The organism is Micromonospora olivasterospora (genome assembly GCF_007830265.1).
In the GTDB taxonomy this organism is placed as follows: Bacteria; Actinomycetota; Actinomycetes; order Mycobacteriales; family Micromonosporaceae; genus Micromonospora; species Micromonospora olivasterospora.
Genome location: NZ_VLKE01000001.1, coordinates 4,948,808 through 4,966,186, shown reverse-complemented (window position 1 = coordinate 4,966,186; position 17,379 = coordinate 4,948,808). Strand labels below are relative to the sequence as shown.

The following is a 17,379-nucleotide window of genomic DNA, read 5'->3' as shown; positions in this document are numbered from 1 at the left end:
TGTTGGGGATGATCGGGTTAGCGTGCGGTGGGGGCCGGGGAAACACGGTCCCGGTTTCCGCCACGATCTGGGGGTGTCTCAGTGCGGAAGACAGAGGCGGGCGTGACTCCGGTGGTGGAGGCATGGGCGACGTACCGGACCAGCTCGGCGGCCGATTGGGCGCCGGGTCGGCTGCTGCGCGCCAAGGGTGACAGCCGGGTCAGCGTGGTGCTGCCGGCCCGCAACGAGGAGGCGACGGTCGGGGCGATCGTGTCGACGATCCGCCAGCACCTGATGGACCGGGTGGCCCTGGTCGACGAGCTGATCGTGGTGGACTCGCGGTCGACCGACCAGACGGCGCGGGTGGCCCGGGCGGCCGGCGCGGAGGTGGTCAGCCAGGACGAGATGACCAGTGGGCTGCCCCGGCTGACCGGCAAGGGCGACGCGCTGTGGGCGGGCCTGGCGGCGGCCGAGGGGGACGTGGTCGCGTTCGTCGACGCCGACCTGCGCGACTTCCGGTCGCACTTCGTGGTGGGCCTGCTCGGGCCGCTGCTGACCGACCCCTCGGTGGACTTCGTGAAGGGCTTCTACCACCGGCCGCTGGTCGGCGCGGCCAGCGTGGAGGCCGACGGCGGCGGGCGGGTGACCGAGCTGATGGCCCGCCCGCTGCTCAACCTGTTCTGGCCGGAGCTGGCCGGGTTCGTCCAGCCCCTCGCCGGCGAGTACGCGGGCCGGCGTGACGTGCTGGAACAGGTCCCGTTCGTCTCCGGGTACGGGGTGGAGACGGCGATGCTGATCGACCTGCTCGACCTGGTCGGCCTGGACGCGTTGGCCCAGGTGGATCTCGGCGAGCGCACGCACCGCCACCAGGACACCGCCGCGCTGGGCCGGATGTCGGCGCAGATCATGCTGACCGCGTGGTCGCGGTTGCAGCGGCGCGGGTGGGCCAGTCCGGGCACCGCGCCGGCGGCCCTGCTCACCCAGTTCCGGCGGGGCGGCTCCGACGCGCTGCCCGCCCTGGAGCGGGAGATCGTGGTCAGCGACGTCTCCGTGGAGGAGCGTCCGCCGCTGGCGCAGCTGCGCCACCGGATACCCCGCCGGCGGGTCGCCGCGGCGTGAGGCGCGTGCCCGCCGGGGCCCGCCGAGAGAGGGGAGCCAGGCATGAGCCTGACCGTGCTGATGAACGCCGGCCCGTGGCTGTCCGTGCCGCCGCCCGGCTACGGCGGGATCGAGAACGTCATCGCCACCCTCGTGCCGGAGCTGCGGCGGCTCGGCGTACGGGTGGTGCTCGCCTCGGTGGCCGCCAGCACCCTGCCGGCGGACGAGCGCTTCCACGTCTTCGACGACGGGCAGTTCCCCGCCCTGCAACGGCCGTACAACCAGGTCTGCGGCGTCTCCCAGGCGCACCTCGGCGGGGTGGCGCGGCTGCTGCGTACCCGCGACGACATCGACCTGGTGCACGACCACGTCGAGGCCGTCGGCCTGGCCACCCTCGCCGCCATGGGCCCGGACGCCCCGCCGGTGCTGCACACCCTGCACTGGGACCTGGCCAAGCACCCCGAGCTGTACGGCAACCTCGACGGCGGCGACCGGCTCCGGGTCAACGGGGTGTCCGCCGCCCAGCTGGCGCGTGCCCCGCGGGCGCTGCGCGAGCACTCGGTCGGCCACGTGTACCTGGCCACCCCGCTGGCGGTCGGGGCGGCCGGCCGCCGCCCGGTGGGCAAGGGCGACCACCTCGTGACGCTCGGCCGGATCTATCCCGGCAAGGGCCAGGACCTGGCCGCCCGCATCGCCCGGACGGTCGGCGTGCCGCTGGTGCTCGCCGGGCCGGTCGGGCCGTACCACCGGCCGGAGGACCTGGCCGCGGCGGGCGAGGAGGCCCGGCAGAACCCGGACGTGCGGTTCTTCTACGACGAGGTGGCCCCGCACATCGACGGCGACCTGGTGCGCTGGGTCGGCACGGTCGCCGGGCGGGAGCGCGACGACCTGGTGGCGGGCGCCCGCGCCGCGCTGTTCCCGCTGCGCTGGGAGGAACCCGGCGGCACGGCCGTGGTGGAGGCGCTGGCCCTGGGCACCCCGGTGGTGGCCACCGCCCGGGGCTGCCTGCCGGAGCTGGTCGAGCACGGCCGCACCGGGCTGCTCGCCGACGCCGAGGAGGAGCTGGCCGACCTGGTGCTGGCCGCCGGCCTGCTGGACGCCGCCGAGTGCCGGCGCGAGGCCGCGGCGCGGTTCACCCCGGCGGTGATGGCCGAGCACTACGTCGGCCTGTACGACGCGGTCCGCCGGCTCGCCGCCGCCCGCCACCCGCAGGCCGCCTGACGCGGGCAGGACCGCCCCGGCCGGCGTGGGCAGGGCCGCCCCGCGGCGGGTGGGTCCGGGCGAACATCCGCCCGGCCGGCGGCGGGGCGACGATGCCGGCGAACCGCAACCTGCCTGCCGGCGCGGGTTTCGACGGGCCGGGGGCGGGTAGCCGCCGCCGTCGGAGCTTCGCCCGCACAGTGAGGAGATCGAGGTGACCGGATCGATGGCCCACTCCCGGGCCCGCCGCAACCCCGCGGACGGCCGCGCCCTCGTGCAGCGGACCGCCGCCGTCGTCGGCGTGGTGTTCCTGGTGGTCGGGATCCTCGGCTTCATCCCCGGCATCACCACCCGGTACGACGACCTGTACTTCGCCGGGCACACCTCCGAGGCGAAGCTGCTCGGGGTGTTCCAGGTCTCGATCCTGCACAACATCGTGCACCTGGCCTTCGGCGTCGCCGGCCTGGTGCTGTCGCGCACCGTGCACGGCGCCCGGACGTTCCTCGTCGGCGGCGGCGCGATCTACCTCGTGCTGTGGCTCTACGGCCTGGCCATCGACCACAAGACGGCGGCCAACTTCATCCCGGTCAACAGCGCCGACAACTGGCTGCACCTCGGCCTCGGCGTCGGGATGATCGCCCTCGGGGTGGCCACCACCCGCGGCCGCCGCTGAGCCGTGCCCGGCCCGCCGGCCCCTCCGTTTCGCCCCGCGGCGGCCGGCCCCTCTGTTTCGCCCCGCGGCGGCCGGCCCCTCCGTTTCGCCCCGCGGCGGCCGGCCCTCCGTTTCGCCCCGCGGCGGCCGGCCGCTCCGTTTCGCCCCGCGGCCGCGGGCCGCTCCGTTTCGCCCCGCGGTCCGCCGGGTACCTCCGGGTCACCCGGAGGAGGAGACGAGGACCAGGCAATGGGCGAGCACAGCGAGCGAACCAGCCCGCTCGGTGCCACCGGTCATGATGGCGCCGAGCGGAGCGAGGTACCGGCATGAGCCGGATGACGTGCGAGGTCCGCGAGGGCTCGCCCGTGACCGTCGTACGGCTGCACGGCGGCCTCGACCTGAGCAGCATGCGGTCGGTGCACCGCGCCCTGGACCGGTGCCTCGTCGCCCAGCCGGACGCGCTGGTGGTCGACCTGGGCGACGTCACGGTCCGGGATCGGCTGGCGCTGTCGGTGTTCGCCGCGGCCGCCCGCCGGGCGGCCGGCTGGCCGGCCGTGCCGTTCGTGCTCTGCGCCCCGCCGCCGGAGGCGGCGAGTTGGCTGGCCGAGTCAACCGCCGGCCGTGCGGTGCCCGTCCGGCGCGACGTCGCCGAGGCCGCCCGCACGGCCGGGGCGCCGCCGCGCCCCGCCTACGGGCCCGGCTGGAGCCCGTGACCGGCGCCTGCCGGCGGGCCCGCGAGCTGGTCTCCGACGCCTGTGCGCGGTGGCACCTGCCGGAGTTGGTCGCCCCGGCCTCGGTCGTGCTCACCGAACTGGTCGGCAACGTCGTCCGGCACGCCGGGACGCCGATGCAGGTGACCCTCACGCTGCGCCGGCCGTACCTGCAGGTGGCCGTCACCGACGGCAGCCGGCGGGACATCCGGCCCGTGCCGGCGCCCGATGTGCGCGCCGAGGGCGGCCGGGGACTGCTGCTGGTACGGGAGTTGGCCCGCCGCTGGGGCATTGCCCCGCTGGGCGACGGGAAGGTCGTGTGGGCCCTGCTGCCGGCGGCGTGAGGCGGCCCGGCCACCCCGCGAGGCCGCGACGAGGCCCCTCGTCACGCCGGGCGAGGTGAGAGGGGAACCCTTCTCCACCTCAGGCGTTACCAGGGGCCCTTCCTCACACCTCAGTCGCGGCGGACCGGCTCGGCCGCCGGCGCGTTCGCGTCCTCGTCGGCTCTCCCTCGGCGGCGCCGTTCTGCCACGGCGGCGGGGCGTCGGCCAGCATCGCCTGGCGCAGCCAGGTCAACGCCCGGGACAGCAGCCGGGAGACGTGCATCTGGGAGATGCCGAAGCGGGCGGCTATCTCCGCCTGCGTCTGGTTGCCGTAGAAGCGCATCGCCAGGATGCGCCGCTCCCGCCAGGGCAGCCGGTGCAGCAGCCCGCTGACGGTCACCCGGTCGTCGACCGACTCCAGGGCGTTGTCGGACTCCCCGACCAGGTCGCCGAACTCCGCCGAGCTCTCCCCGCCGACCGGCGCGTTCAGCGACGCCGGGCTGTACCCGGCGGCGGACTCCAGCGCCGCGAGGATCTCCTCCTCCGGCGTCTCCAGCCGCTCGGCCAACTCGGCGACCGTGGGGGCCCGGGACAGCTCGCTGGTCAGCGCCGCGGTGGCCTGCCCGACCTCCAGGATCAGGTCGCGCAGCCGGCGGGGCACGTGCACGCCCCAGGTCCGGTCGCGGAAGTGCCGCTTGATCTCCCCGACGATGGTGATGGCCGCGTACGCGGTGAACGAGCCGCGTTCCGGGTCGTACCGGTCGACGGCGTTGACCAGGCCGAGGCGGGCCACCTGCTCCAGATCCTCCAACGGCTCACCCCGCCCCCGGTACCGGCGGGCGAGCCGGCCGGCGAACGGCAGCGCGAAGCGCACCAGGTCGTCGCGCGCCTCCTGCCGCCGTTCCGGGGGCAGGCCCTCGATCCGCGCCGCGTACGCCAGCGCCGCCGCGTCGAGGTCCTCCAGGCCCCGGTCGGTGGGTGGTGGTGTGGTCGTGGTGGTCTGTCCGAACATCCGCGCCTCCCTCAGGAAGGTCCCCCGCCCGGTTCGGAAACCGGTCGTGCGCGTGGTCGAGCCACGCACCGGGCCGGAAAGGTGGGTGGTGACGGGAACGTCAACGGGCGGCTACCGCGGGCCGCGCGGCCTGGCCGGGCCGTCGAGCCAGCGGTGTTCCCGCTCCGTAGGTACTCAATCACGCGACCACGGGTTCGCGAGGATGTTTCGGCCGGCTGGTGGCGCCGGCCGCGGCGCGGCGTACCGGGCCGCGCGGGTCAGGCGCTCAGCACACCACGAGTCCCTGGTGGGCGGCACCGGCCCGCAGCGCCGCCACGGCGGTCGCGGTGGGCAGCGGCGGCGGGGCCGGCAGGTCGTATGGCTGGGACCGGAGCACCTCGGTGGCCCGGCGGGTGGGCACGGACGCCACCGGGTAGCCCCGGGCGGCCGCGCGGTCCACCGCCCGGCGGCGGCGGCCGAACGCGGCCACGGCCAGCCACTGCGGCAGCCCCGCCAGGGCGGGCGAGCGCAGCCCCGGCGACTCCGGCAGCACGTCCACGGAGCTGAACGGCTCGCTGCCGGCGAGCCACCACTCGACGGCGTCGACGCAGCGCCGGGTGGCGTTCTCGCACCAGTACGGCACCAGCCCCGCCCGCACCACCTGCCACGGGTCCAGCAGCCGGCCGCACTCGACCACCAGCCGGTCCCCGCTCTTGCCGGCCCGGCGCAGCCAGCCCCGGTACAGGTCGGCGATCACGGCGCTGAGCGACTCCGGCCGGGGAAACAGCACCCGGTGCAGCGGGTGCCCGCGCCGGACGGCCCAGTCCCGCAGGGAGGTCTCGAAGCCGGGCTCCACGGCGTGCTCGGCGTGGTCCTGCGGTCCGGAGACGCGCGGCGGTTCCCACCGGGCGCCGTCCCCGCCGGCGGAGCGGAGCACCTGGCGCAGGGCGTGCGAGTCGGGGTGGAAGTCCACCGGGTCGAGGCCGCTGGCCGGGGAGCCGGCCTGGAAGCTGTACCCCGGGGCGGCGTCGTACACCGGCCAGGTGCGGGCGTCGCGCAGCAGCAGCACCGGGGCGCCCGGGTCGAGCCGCTCGGCGAGGAACCGGGCGTACGCCGCCGGCAGCGACCGCCAGCGCACCGCGAGCGAGACGGTGGCGCCGGCCAGTGCGCCGCGGCTGGCCGGGCAGTGCACCTGGCGGACGTGCACGTCCGGGTTGCCGGCAAGCAGCCGGGGGGCCAGCGCGGCGCCGTGCTCCAGGGCGGCCGCGGGGCGATCCACCGTTCCCCGGACCCAGTGCATGATCGTCTCGAACGCGGCGGGCAGCCAGGGCACGCCGAGGGCCACCGCCAGGTGCATGGCCGCGCCGTGCGGGGAGCCCAGCACGGCGCCCGGGTAGCGGCGGCGCGGGTACTGGTCGACGAGCCACCGGGCCACCCCGGCCGCGTCGAGCTCGCTCGCCTGGTCGGGGTTGAGCGCCAGCCTCCCGGCGGCCCGCGCGGCGGCGGCCCGGCGGACGGGCTCGGGCGCGCCGGCGAACCGGGCCAGCGTGCCGGGGTGCCCGAGGTCGGCGCAGTCCTCGCCGCGCAGCGCCCGGGCCGCGGCGGCGACCAGCACCCGGGCGATGCTGCCCGGGGCCACCACGCGGTCGCCGGCCAGCCCGCCCCGGTCCGCCGCGCGCTCCCCGCGCACCGTGTGCGCCGGTCCCCGCCAACCTCGTTCGCTCACCACGCGGCCCGGCTTCCCGTCCCGATGGGGTCTAAACGGGGCATCCGCCACCCCCGGGGAGCATTCCCCGCCGCCCCACAATCGTCGATCTTGCACTTGCGGCCCCGGCAAAGGGTGTGAAACACCCAAAGCAGGGGCCGCAAGTGCAAGATCGCGCGCAGGATCGGGACGGGCGGAGTCAGGCGTCGCGGGTGTCGTGGCCCCGGCCGGGGGTGGAGGCGTCGACGTAGCGCAGCACGGCGCCCACCCCGTCGGTCAGGTCCGGGGCCTCGTCGGGTCCCAGCACGGCCAGCTCCGCGTGGGTGCCGACCAGCGCCCGGACCAGGGCGGCGTCGGCGCGCACCCGGTGCGGGTCGAGCACCGACATCGCGGCCAGCTGGGCGGGGTCGGTGGCGATGTGGGTCGGCTCCGGCCCGATCCACAGCTGCTCCGTCGAGGACGGGTCGTCGACGATGAGCATCGTGTCGACCTGGTTGCGCCGCAGCGCCGAGACGACGGCGTCCAGCCCCGCGCCGACGTCCTCCTGCATCCCGAAGCGGTCCAGCGCGCTGTTGATCCGCTGGTCGGCCACCTCGGCGATGGTCTGCACGGTGACGTCGTCCATCCGCATCGGGTCGGCGCCGTCGGTTCGCGACCCGGCGTCGGTGCGGACCACCACGTCCTGCCAGCGCTCGGGAAGCTGGGCGGCGATCATCCCGGTGGCCCGGACGTCGCCGGCCACCACCAGCACCTCCGCGCCGACCTGCTCGGCCAGTTCGACGGTGGCCGCCGCGGCGTCGCCCGCGTTGTGGTGCCACGCCTCCATGGCGGCCCGCTGGTAGCGCGACTGCGACCAGCCGCCCGGGTTGACCCGGCGCAGCTGGAAGTCCTCCCGGCCCTTGACGTGCGCCTTGCGGGGCACGCCGCCGGCGCTGACCGCGACGGCGTCGGCGCCGCTCCGGTCGGCCAGGACGCGCACCCAGGCGACCTGCTCGCCGCGCTGGGCGAGCAGCGGCATCGTGTGCGGCAGCTCGGACCAGGACGCCAGGTCGCGCAGCGGCGGCGCCGACAGGTACTCGGTGAACACGGGCCGGCCCCGGGTGGCGAAGACGGCGATGCCGTAGTCGCCCGGCAGCGGGTCGTGCCGTCGGACGACCTGCTCGACGGCGTCCACGGTCGCCGCGTCGGCGCCCTGGTTGAGCAGGTCGCCCTTGAGTGCCCGCCAGCGTAGGTCCACTCCCGGTCGGGAGTCCTGGGTGTCCCGGGACGCGTCGAGGTAGACCGAGCACCACGGCCCGGGACGGTCGTAGAGCGGGCGCAGGAAGGACAGCTGCATGCTCGACCCCTTTCCAGCTCGGCCCCCCGCTTACCCGCGCCGGGGGCTTGTCACCTGGCGGGCCGCGAACGTGACGGGATTTCATTTATGTGGTTCAATCGTCGGTGCGGCTCTCATCGGTGCACGGAACCGGACTCTGGTGGTGAACATGGACGGCGACCTCGACTACCGGTGGATCGCCCACCCGACGCAGCGGATCGTCACCGGCCGGGTGGTCCGGCTCCTCGACGGCTACCCGCGCGAGCTGCGGATCGGCCAGCCGGTGCTGGTGGCCGTGGTGACCGCGGCCGCCGTGATGGGGCTGCTGCTGCTGGCGGCGCGCGCCCTGCTGCCCACCGGCGGGGCCGGTGCCCGGCGCAGCTGGAAGGAGCTGCGCAAGGGGCCCGAGTTCCTGGTGACGCCGATGCGGCTGCGCGACTCCGACAACCGGCTCTGCGAGGTCGAGCTGCACGGGCACCTGCCGCAGAGTGCGCTGCACCCGTCCGACTGGGTGCAGGTCACGCTCCGGCCGCAGGACCCGGACCTGCCGCCCCGCGTCGAGCGGATCGTCAACCTGACCACCGGGCAGCTGCTGCGGCCGCGCCACATCACCCTGTGGAGCCACCTCGGCCCGCCCCTGCTCATCCAGGCCACGCTGGGCGCGCTGCTGACCCTCGCGGCCGCCGCGCTGATCGTGCTCGCCTGACTCCCCGTCGGCGGGCGGCGGGGTTTCCGACGCGGCGGCGGCGGGCATCGTGGGAGGCGTGTTCGACGGGTTCGCGCTGGAGGAGATCGACGTCGGCGAGGTCCGGCTGCGGGTACGCCACGGCGGGTCCGGGCCGCCGGTGGTGCTGCTGCACGGGCACCCGCGTACCCACGCGACCTGGCACCGGGTCGCGCCACTGCTGGCGCGGGAGCACACGGTCATCTGCCCCGACCTGCGCGGCTACGGCGGCTCGTCGAAGCCGCCGGGCGACCCCGGGCACACCACGTACGCGAAACGGGCGATGGCCCGCGACGCGGTCGGCCTGCTCGACGCGCTGGGGCACGACCGGGCGGCGGTGGTCGGCCACGACCGGGGCTGCTACGCGGCGATGCGGACGGCGCTGGACCACCCGGACCGGGTGAGCCGGCTCGGGGTGCTCGACGGGGTGCCGATCGGCGAGGCCCTGGCCCGCGCCGACGCCCGGTTCGCCGCGCGCTGGTGGCACTGGTTCTTCCTCGGCCAGTCCGACAAGCCCGCGGAGCGGGTGATCAACGTCGATCCCGACGCCTGGTACGGCGGGTCGCCGGCCGGGATGGGCGAGGAGGCGTACGCCGACTACCGCCGGGCGATCCACGACCCGGCCACCGTGCACGCGATGTGCGAGGACTACCGCGCCGGGCTGGGCCCGGACCGGGCGGCGGACGACGCCGACCGGGCCGCGGGGCGGCGGATCGGCTGCCCGGTGCTGTTCTGCTGGTCGGAGCGGGACGACATGGTCGACTTGTACGGCGACCCGGCGGCGATCTGGCGGGACTGGGCCGACGACGTGCGGACCGCGTCGATCGACTCCGGGCACCACATGGCCGAGGAGGCCCCGGAGCAGCTCGCCGCCGTGCTGGCGGCGTTCCTGGCCGCCTGAGCTCAGCCCACCGGGGTCAGCGGGCGGGCCGGCTCCGGCGCCGTCCGCAGCATCCCCCGGCGCCGGGCCCAGCGCTCGAAGAACAGGGTGGCGAACGGCGGGACGGCGCAGACCAGCGCCCCGAGCACGGGCAGCGGGCGCCACCGGTGCAGCCGGGCGACCACGAGCACCAGGGCGACGTACGCGACGAACAGCCCGCCGTGGATCGGCCCGAAGATCTTCACGCCGATCTCGTTGGCCGGCGGGCCGTACTTGACCGCCATGCCGGCCAGCAGCGCCAGCCACGATCCCGCCTCGGCGATCGCCGCCGCGACGAACAGCTTGGTCAACTTTTCCCGCATGCCACTCCCCCACCGGTCGCCCGGCCATGCTATCCGCCGGGTCCGGCACGCCGGGCGCGTACGGACGGGGCCGCGACAGGGATCACCTGGGCCGTATCCGGGTACGTAGAGACGTCTTCGGGTCTTCCTTGACCAGCCCCGGCGTGCGAGGTTAGAGATACCAACGGTGACAGGGTGGTGACCATGGGCCAGGACGTCGGCGTGCGGACCTTCAGTCGCGAGGATCGGGCCCGGTACCGGGAGAAGGTTCGACGGTGCCTGGACGTCTTCGCCGAGATGCTGCGGGAGTCCCGCTTCGACGTCGAACGCCCGATGACCGGGCTGGAGATCGAGCTGAACCTCGTCGACGAGGACTCGATGCCGGCGATGCGCAACGCCGACGTGCTGACCGCGATCGCCGACCCGAGCTTCCAGACCGAGCTGGGGCAGTTCAACGTCGAGATCAACGTAACGCCGCGCCGGCTGGCCGGCACCGGCACGGCCGAGTTCGAGGAGCACGTCCGGGCCAGCCTGAACGCCGCGGAGGCGAAGGCCCAGGACGTCGGCGCGCACATGGTGATGATCGGCATCCTGCCGACCCTGCGCCCGGAGCACCTGACCGCCGCCGCCCTGTCGGCCAACCCCCGCTACGAGCTGCTCAACGAGCAGATCTTCGCCGCCCGGGGCGAGGACCTGCGAATCTCGATCAGCGGCGTCGAGCGGCTGGCCGTCACCGCCGACACCATCACCCCGGAGGCGGCCTGCACCAGCACGCAGTTCCACCTCCAGGTCAGTCCCGCCCAGTTCGCCGACTACTGGAACGCCGCCCAGGCGATCGCCGGCGTCCAGGTCGCCCTGGGCGCCAACTCGCCGCTGTTCTTCGGCCGCGAGCTGTGGCGGGAGACGCGGATACCGCTGTTCCAGCAGGCCACCGACACCCGGCCGGAGGAGATCAAGGCCCAGGGCGTACGCCCCCGGGTCTGGTTCGGGGAGCGGTGGATCACCACCGTGTTCGACCTGTTCGAGGAGAACGTCCGGTACTTCCCGGCGCTGCTGCCGGTCTGCGACCCGGAGGACCCGGCGGAGGCCCTGGCCCGCGGGGACGTGCCGAAGCTCGCCGAGCTGCGGCTGCACAACGGCACCGTCTACCGCTGGAACCGCCCGGTGTACGACGTGCTGAGGGCCGCCCGCACCTGCGGGTGGAGAACCGGGTGCTGCCCGCCGGCCCGACGGTGCTCGACACGATCGCCAACGGCGCCTTCTACTTCGGGCTGGTCCGGGCCCTGGCCGAGTCGGACCGGCCGCTGTGGTCGCAGATGTCGTTCAGCGCCGCCGAGGAGAACTTCACCAGCTGCGCCCGGTACGGCATCGACGCCCAGGTGTTCTGGCCGGGCCTGGGATACCTGCCGGTCACCGAACTGGTGCTGCGCCGGCTGCTGCCGCTGGCCCACCACGGACTGGACCGTTGGGGCCTGGACCCGGCCGAGCGGGACCGACTGCTCGGCATCGTCGAGCACCGCTGCCTGACCGGCCGCAACGGCGCGACCTGGCAGGTGGAGACCCTGCACCGGCTGGAGTCGGCCGACCACCTGGACCGGCCCGAGGCGCTGCGCGAGGTGGTGCGGCACTACGTCGCCCTCATGCACAGCAACCGCCCCGTGCACGAGTGGCCGATCCCCTGACGGGCACAGCCGACGGTCCGGGTCAACCAGGCAGGAAGCGCGCAGGCGGGGCATCTCCACAGACAGGCGAACGAAGGGTGCATGTCCACCAGCCCATAGACGCACTCCAAAAGCGTTCCTAGTAGTGCTTTGTTACGTTCGCGGCGTGTCGCGTAGCTGCCGATTGTGGTTGGTGTTTGGCTTGGTGGTGTGACTCCGGAGCAGGTCGAGAAGGTGCGTCCGCGGCTGGTCGAGTTCACCGCGGCGATGTTGGATGGTGCGGTTCGGCGTTCGGATCAGCGGGTCAAGGGCGAGTTGTACATGCGTGGCCTGCTCACCGATGGGGCGCGGAAGTCGATGCAGCCGATGGCGGAACGCCTCGGCGTCGATCATCAGCAGTTGCAGCAGTTCATCACGTCCTCGACGTGGGACTACACGGCGGTGCGGGCGAACGTGGCACGGTGGGCGGTCGACGCGATCGACCCGGCCGCGTACGTGATCGACGACTCGGGCTTCCCGAAGGACGGCACCGCCTCGCCGTGTGTGGCCCGCCAGTACTCGGGCACCCTGGGCAAGACCGGCAACTGTCAGATCGGGGTAAGCGTCCAGGCGGTCACCGACACCGCGTCGGTGGCCGCGAACTGGCGGTTGTTCTGTCCGCGATCGTGGGACGACACCATGGTCGCCGATCCCGACCGGGCCGCGGCGGTGCGGGCTCGGCGGGGCCGGGCCCGCCTGCCCGACGATGTGCGGCACCGGGAGAAATGGCGCCTCGCGCTGGACATGCTCGACCAGATGATCGACCTGTGGGGGCTGCCGAGACTGCCGGTGGCCGCGGACTCCGGCTACGGCGACTGCACCCTGTTCCGGCTCGGCCTGGCCGAACGTGGCCTGCGCTACGTGGTCCAGGTCGACCCGACCGCCACCGCCCACCCCGCCGACGCGGTCCCGGTCACCGCGGCCTACTCCGGACGGGGCCGCCCACCCCGCCCGGCCTACCCCGACCCGCCGGTCACCCTCAAGGACCTGGTCCTGGCCGCGGGCCGCGGCACCGCACGGCAGGTCACCTGGCGGCGCGGCAGCCGGCGCAGCACAACGAACCCGACCGCGGCGATGCGTTCGCACTTCCTACGGCTACGCATCCGCCCCGCGAACCGGGACATCCCCCGCGGCGGCGACGGCAGCCTGCCCGAATACTGGTTGATCGCCGAATGGCCACCCGGCGCCGACGAGCCAGTCAAGTACTGGCTGTCCAACATGCAGCCACGCACATCACTCAAGACACTGGTCCGACTCGGAAAGATCCGCTGGCGGGTCGAACACGACTACCGCGAACTCAAGGCAGGCCTGGGCATCGACCACTTCGAAGGCCGCAGCTTCACCGGCTGGCATCGCCACGTCACCCTCACCGTGCTCGCCCAAGCCTTCTGCACCCTGCTACGCCTGGACCCAGAAGCGGATGCGCCGGCCTGACCCTCTACGCCGTAGTACGCGAGCTACAACAACTGCTCGTCGTCATGGCCGGCGCTTGCCACACCTGCAACCGCCCATTCGACGACACAACCTAACAAAGCACTACTAGATCATCCACCTGCCAGGCATCCGTGGCGGGATGCGACACGGGGCGACAGCGAAGTCGGACCGCAAGTCGGTATTCCTCCCTTGTTCACGATAAGTGAGCGTGTAAGGCGTACTCGGTGAGGCTTCGTACGGCACACCCGGCCGCTCGAGAGCCAACCCATCCCTGAAGAAGGAGGCACCACACGTGCGCACCCCGCTTCTCCTCCGGCTCGCCGCAGCCGTCGTCCTGGCCGGCGCCAGCCTCGTCGTCGCGGCCCCCGCGCAGGCCGCCACGCCCGAACCCGCCGTCCCCGCCGACCAGGGCACCCAGCCGAAGGTGACCTACACGGCCACTACCAGCCCGGAGGCGCAGAAGGCCGGCCTGAAACTGATCGTCAACGAGGACGGCCGCTGGCAGGTACAGCAGGCCCAGAAGCCCGGCGGGGCCGGCACCTTGGCCTACCCGATCTCGTACTGCACCGGCAACTTCACCGGGCCGCGCATGATCTCGACCTGGACGCTGGACTTCGGCGGCGAGCAGACCTGCGACAACTACCGGGACTGGCCGCATCGGATCATCGTCACGCTGGAGTCGACCTGCTCCGACTGGTGGTGCGTCGTCTTCCAGGAGGAGGGGTCCATCGACTCCGGTTGGCGCAGCCAACGGGTGGCGTCGGCCTACGGCGGTCTCGGCTGCGACAACCTTGACCGCCGTAAGTACCGCAACACCGTCGACGTCTACGCCCGAGGCGTCTACATCGGCGGGGCGGTGGGCACCTACGAGCCGGTGCTGTCCTGCTCGATGTGACCAGGCCAGGGCCGGTGGATGGATAGGGTGACCGCCATGCAGATTCCCACACCGCGGCTGCTCGCCCCGCCGGCCCTGCTCGGCCGGGTCGCCGGCATCGCCCTGCTGCACTGGGGTGTGGTCGACGGGCCGAATGGGCTGTCGCTGGTGGTCGAGGTGATCGACGAAGAGCAGACCGGGGCCCTCCAGGAAGGGGCATGGAAGGACCCCGGCATCGACACGGTGGTCATCACCGCCACCGGCCGCGACGGCGAGCCGGTGCCGGCGAAGGACGTCATGCGGTCCGGCGGTCGGGGCTTCCAGCGGTGGACGGCCAGCTTCCAACGCCACGGCGGCCCGGTCCGGACCGACCCGGCCGCCCCGCTGACCGTCACCGCCCGTCCGCTCGACCTGACCCGGACCATCGACCTCACCCAGTCCCCCGGGTAGGCGGTGACCAGACGGCGACCCCGAACGGGCGGGGTCGCCGTCGTCACACATCCGCTACACGACACGCACGGCCCGTCCACCCCGCCAGGCCTTCCGACCATGACCATCGAAACTGCTCGAGCGCCGACCGCGTCTGCCATCCACCAAGTTCCGCCGCTGCGGCATCGGTCTCGCCTACCAGGTCGGCCGCACTCTTTCGCAGCTCGTCGCGCAGTTCATTGGCAACCGTGCTGCCCTGGCCAGCACCGCCGGCTCGACGCGAAGTTCCACCACCGAGCGCCCTCCCCCGAAGTGTCGCGAGCCCACAGTAATCGCGCCAGCTCGTAGAGCATCAGGATTCTGGCCTCACCTACCGCCAGGAGACATCGTGAGCAACGGCCACCAACAATGCTTCGCCGTCGGCTCGGACCTACCGCGCTGCTGCCTCACCCGCCGCTCGGGTCGGGTACAGCTATGCGATGTCCAGCCGCTCCGGCAACCAAAAGAAGGGTGGCGGCTTGCCAGCGTCAAGGCCATGCTGAACGCACAACCTACAGATCGCAACCCAACATGTGATGGCATTCTTGCAAAGAGGAGGATTGCGTGGCTCGCCACGCGGAAACGGTGATCACGCCGAACGCCCAGCTGAGAAATGCCCGCGCTCGCACGCCGTCGCCTAACAGGCCGGGGCAGTCCTTGTCCCGCGCCGAGCTGGCAGATGCGGTCAACGCCGAGTTGGCGCGAGCCTTCCCTGGCCGCGACGTCGCTGCGCATTACGTTGACTTCCGGTGGGTGGGCAAGCTGGAACGAGGGGAACACCGCTGGCCGAGTGCGCAGCGCCGAGCTGCCTTACGTAGGGTCTTCGGCGTCGAAAGCGATGAAAGGCTCGGCCTCTACAGCCCCCGACGGAACGGTGCTCTCACCTCGGTGGCGGAAAGCGAAACGCTGTCGCATGCACCGGCAGACTCAGCTGACCATGCGTTAGTTTCGGGGCGGGGGGCTACGTCAAGCGACGTGGCCCATGACCGGGCTGCTTGGTTGCCTGAAGCCGCAGCTGACGACACGACTATCGTGACGGTGGTGATCGAGGGACGAGCGCGGCAGGTTCGGCTCGGCCGCCGCGCGCTATTGCAGGCGGTGTCTGGCAGCCTGGTGGCGCCGTTTGTTGGTGTGGATGCTGCGCTCGGGGCGGACACGGCTTACGTCGATCCTGCGCTCGTCGAGCACTTTGCGATGCTGCGGTCCGTTCTCGTCGAATCTGACAACCGTGTTGGCGCTGCGGCGATCCTGCCGACGGCTCGGCAGCAAATCGGCCACATCGCTGGTTTCCGTGCAGCCGCCCGGGGCGACCTGCACGACGCGTTCCTGCGCACCGAGGAACGGTGGGCAGAGTTCGCTGGCTGGCTCAGCGACGACCTGGGTGACCGCGTCGCTGGTGACTGGTGGCTCGCGCAGGCGCTGACCATGGCGCAGGAAGCTGGCGACGCGGAGTTCACCACTTACGTGTTCGCCCGTATGGCGCAACGCGCGGCCGAGGCCACCGACCGGGACCGGGTGCTCGGACTCGCCCGCGCGGCCGGGTGCAGCGGCAACGGCCGGGGCCAGGTCCGGGCGTTCGTGGCGCTGCAAAGCGCGCACGGCCACGCCATCGCGGGTAACACCGCCGGATTCCAAGCTGCGGTCGACGACGCGCATCACCTTGTCGCGGGTGCCGTCGATGACGGCGGCAGCCTCGGCTCTTTCTGCACCACTGCATACGTATGGGCGCAGGAAGGCGACGGGTGGCACCGGCTGGGGCGCCCACGCGCCGCTGTCGGGTGCTTCAACCGGGCTCTCGACGCGTGGCCGGATTCCTACCGGCGGGAGCGGGGCTTGTACCTGGCACGAACTGCTGCCGCGTACGCCGCTGCTGGTGAGCCCGGGCGCGCCGCTGCCGCTGCCCTCGCAGCTCTCGAACTGGGCCGCCTCACCCGGTCGGCGCGCACTACGCGTGAAGTCACTGCCGTCGGCAGCCAGCTCACGGCCGTGTTCCCCACGGAGTCCGGCGTGGCGGACCTGCGCGCCGCGCTCGCCGCGTCCCCGCAGCCAACATGACCAACCAGAGAGATCCCAACGGCGTCGTTGACGTCGCCTTCGTCGGGCGGGCCAACATCGACCTGACCGTCCAAGTCCCCCGTCGAGCCAGCCCGGGACGCACTAGCTTCGCCTCGTCCTTAACGGCCAGTCCCGGCGGCAAGAGCCTCAACCAAGCCATCGCCGCAGCCCGCCGCGGAGGACGCTCCTGTCTCATCGCCAACGTCGGCGACGACAGCTGGGGTCACCAGGTCGCGGCGGCGCTGACCGGCGCGGGCGTCGACACCCGCCACGTCACGCTCCTCCCACAGACGACCACCGGGGCGGCGATCATCGAAGTCACGCCCGACGGCGAAAGCTACATCACGCTTGCCCTATCACCCGCGACGGAACTCACCACCGACGACATCCGGCGCGCCACCGACGGCCTCGATGCACAAGCCGTAGTTGTTCAGCTCGACCTGCCACCCCAACCGGTCACCGCGCTGCTAAACCGACGGCCCGCCCCGATCATCATCGGCAACCTCGTACCCCACCGGGAGCTCGACAACGCCCTGCTGCGGCACCTCGACGTTCTGGTGGTCAACCAACACGAGGCCGCTGCCATCCTAAACACAACCACCGACGACCCGCTCACCGCAGCCGCCGAGCTACGGCAACTCGGACCCAGTACCGTCGTGGTCACCGCCGGAGGGCACGGCGCCGCCTACATCGACTCCCACGGGGCCGGGTCAGTGCCGGCACCGGCCGTATCGGTGGTCGACACCACCGGAGCCGGTGACGCCTTCCTCGGCTCCCTCGCCCTCGACCTGGCACGAGGCATCCCACTGCCTGACGTCGTTACCACCGCCGTCCACGTCGGGGCCCAAGCTGTACGGCACGCTGGCGCTCAGGCCTCGTAAGCCAAAGAGCTAGCCCGTCGAAGCGCACGTGAGCGGGCCGTGCCAGCGC

The 17,379-nt window shown here is 73.1% G+C and carries 16 protein-coding genes and 1 pseudogene; 13 read left to right on the top strand and 4 right to left on the bottom strand.

What is annotated here, in order from left to right:
* Nucleotides 1–114: 114 nt before the first annotated feature.
* The 5 genes from JD77_RS22870 (at nt 115) to JD77_RS33975 (ending at nt 3,983) form a co-directional block, all read left to right on the top strand.
* A complete protein-coding gene (locus JD77_RS22870; RefSeq protein ID WP_246141333.1) occupies nt 115–1,098 on the top strand; it encodes a glucosyl-3-phosphoglycerate synthase in 984 nt (327 codons plus the stop codon).
* Nucleotides 1,099–1,140: 42 nt separating this feature from the next.
* Nucleotides 1,141–2,298, top strand: a complete 1,158-nt coding sequence (locus JD77_RS22865; RefSeq protein ID WP_145776109.1) for a glycosyltransferase — start codon at nt 1,141–1,143, stop codon at nt 2,296–2,298.
* A gap of 205 nt (nt 2,299–2,503) precedes the next feature.
* A complete protein-coding gene (locus tag JD77_RS22860) occupies nt 2,504–2,950 on the top strand; it encodes a DUF4383 domain-containing protein (RefSeq protein WP_145777730.1) in 447 nt (148 codons plus the stop codon).
* A 305-nt stretch (nt 2,951–3,255) separates the two neighbouring features.
* Nucleotides 3,256–3,642: an STAS domain-containing protein gene (locus JD77_RS33980; RefSeq protein ID WP_246140858.1), complete on the top strand. Its 387-nt coding sequence runs from the start codon at nt 3,256–3,258 to the stop codon at nt 3,640–3,642.
* The gene (locus JD77_RS33975; protein WP_246140857.1) at nt 3,639–3,983 is read left to right on the top strand and encodes an ATP-binding protein; all 345 of its coding nucleotides are present in this window, start codon (nt 3,639–3,641) and stop codon (nt 3,981–3,983) included. Before JD77_RS33980 ends, JD77_RS33975 begins: the two co-directional genes overlap by 4 nt.
* Nucleotides 3,984–4,086: 103 nt before the next feature.
* Here the strand turns inward: JD77_RS33975 and JD77_RS22850 are convergent, their stop codons facing one another.
* The 3 genes from JD77_RS22850 to JD77_RS22840 form a co-directional block, all read right to left on the bottom strand.
* Nucleotides 4,087–4,974, bottom strand: coding sequence for a SigB/SigF/SigG family RNA polymerase sigma factor (locus JD77_RS22850; RefSeq protein WP_145776108.1), 888 nt, complete (start codon nt 4,972–4,974; stop codon nt 4,087–4,089).
* A 265-nt stretch (nt 4,975–5,239) separates the two neighbouring features.
* Nucleotides 5,240–6,643, bottom strand: a complete 1,404-nt coding sequence (locus JD77_RS22845) for a hypothetical protein (RefSeq protein ID WP_145776107.1) — start codon at nt 6,641–6,643, stop codon at nt 5,240–5,242.
* Between the two features lie 214 nt (nt 6,644–6,857).
* Nucleotides 6,858–7,994: a baeRF2 domain-containing protein gene (locus tag JD77_RS22840; protein ID WP_145776106.1), complete on the bottom strand. Its 1,137-nt coding sequence runs from the start codon at nt 7,992–7,994 to the stop codon at nt 6,858–6,860.
* 139 nt (nt 7,995–8,133) lie between these two features.
* Here JD77_RS22840 and JD77_RS22835 point away from each other — a divergent pair, with 139 nt between their 5' ends.
* On the top strand, nt 8,134–8,679 hold the full coding sequence (locus tag JD77_RS22835; RefSeq protein WP_387228674.1) for a hypothetical protein: 546 nt from the start codon (nt 8,134–8,136) through the stop codon (nt 8,677–8,679).
* A gap of 58 nt (nt 8,680–8,737) precedes the next feature.
* Nucleotides 8,738–9,598, top strand: a complete 861-nt coding sequence (locus tag JD77_RS22830; RefSeq protein ID WP_145776105.1) for an alpha/beta fold hydrolase — start codon at nt 8,738–8,740, stop codon at nt 9,596–9,598.
* 2 nt (nt 9,599–9,600) lie between these two features.
* Here JD77_RS22830 and JD77_RS22825 read toward each other — a convergent pair whose 3' ends face one another.
* Complete coding sequence (locus JD77_RS22825) at nt 9,601–9,939, bottom strand: DUF3817 domain-containing protein (protein ID WP_145776104.1); 339 nt, start codon at nt 9,937–9,939, stop codon at nt 9,601–9,603.
* Between the two features lie 183 nt (nt 9,940–10,122).
* On the opposite strand from JD77_RS22825, the pseudogene JD77_RS22820 reads away from it, so the two are divergent.
* The 6 genes and pseudogenes from JD77_RS22820 to JD77_RS22790 all read left to right on the top strand — a co-directional run bounded on the left by JD77_RS22820 (nt 10,123) and on the right by JD77_RS22790 (nt 17,330).
* Nucleotides 10,123–11,600: pseudogene (locus JD77_RS22820) on the top strand (glutamate-cysteine ligase family protein).
* Between the two features lie 189 nt (nt 11,601–11,789).
* Nucleotides 11,790–13,052, top strand: coding sequence for an IS701 family transposase (locus tag JD77_RS22815; RefSeq protein WP_246140856.1), 1,263 nt, complete (start codon nt 11,790–11,792; stop codon nt 13,050–13,052).
* A 292-nt stretch (nt 13,053–13,344) separates the two neighbouring features.
* The gene (locus tag JD77_RS22805) at nt 13,345–13,947 is read left to right on the top strand and encodes a hypothetical protein (protein ID WP_145776103.1); all 603 of its coding nucleotides are present in this window, start codon (nt 13,345–13,347) and stop codon (nt 13,945–13,947) included.
* A gap of 36 nt (nt 13,948–13,983) precedes the next feature.
* Complete coding sequence (locus JD77_RS22800; protein WP_145776102.1) at nt 13,984–14,376, top strand: hypothetical protein; 393 nt, start codon at nt 13,984–13,986, stop codon at nt 14,374–14,376.
* Nucleotides 14,377–14,958: 582 nt separating this feature from the next.
* A complete protein-coding gene (locus tag JD77_RS22795; RefSeq protein ID WP_484213888.1) occupies nt 14,959–16,449 on the top strand; it encodes a helix-turn-helix domain-containing protein in 1,491 nt (496 codons plus the stop codon).
* Nucleotides 16,446–17,330, top strand: a complete 885-nt coding sequence (locus JD77_RS22790) for a ribokinase (RefSeq protein ID WP_145776100.1) — start codon at nt 16,446–16,448, stop codon at nt 17,328–17,330. Before JD77_RS22795 ends, JD77_RS22790 begins: the two co-directional genes overlap by 4 nt.
* The last annotated feature ends 49 nt before the right edge of the window (nt 17,331–17,379 follow it).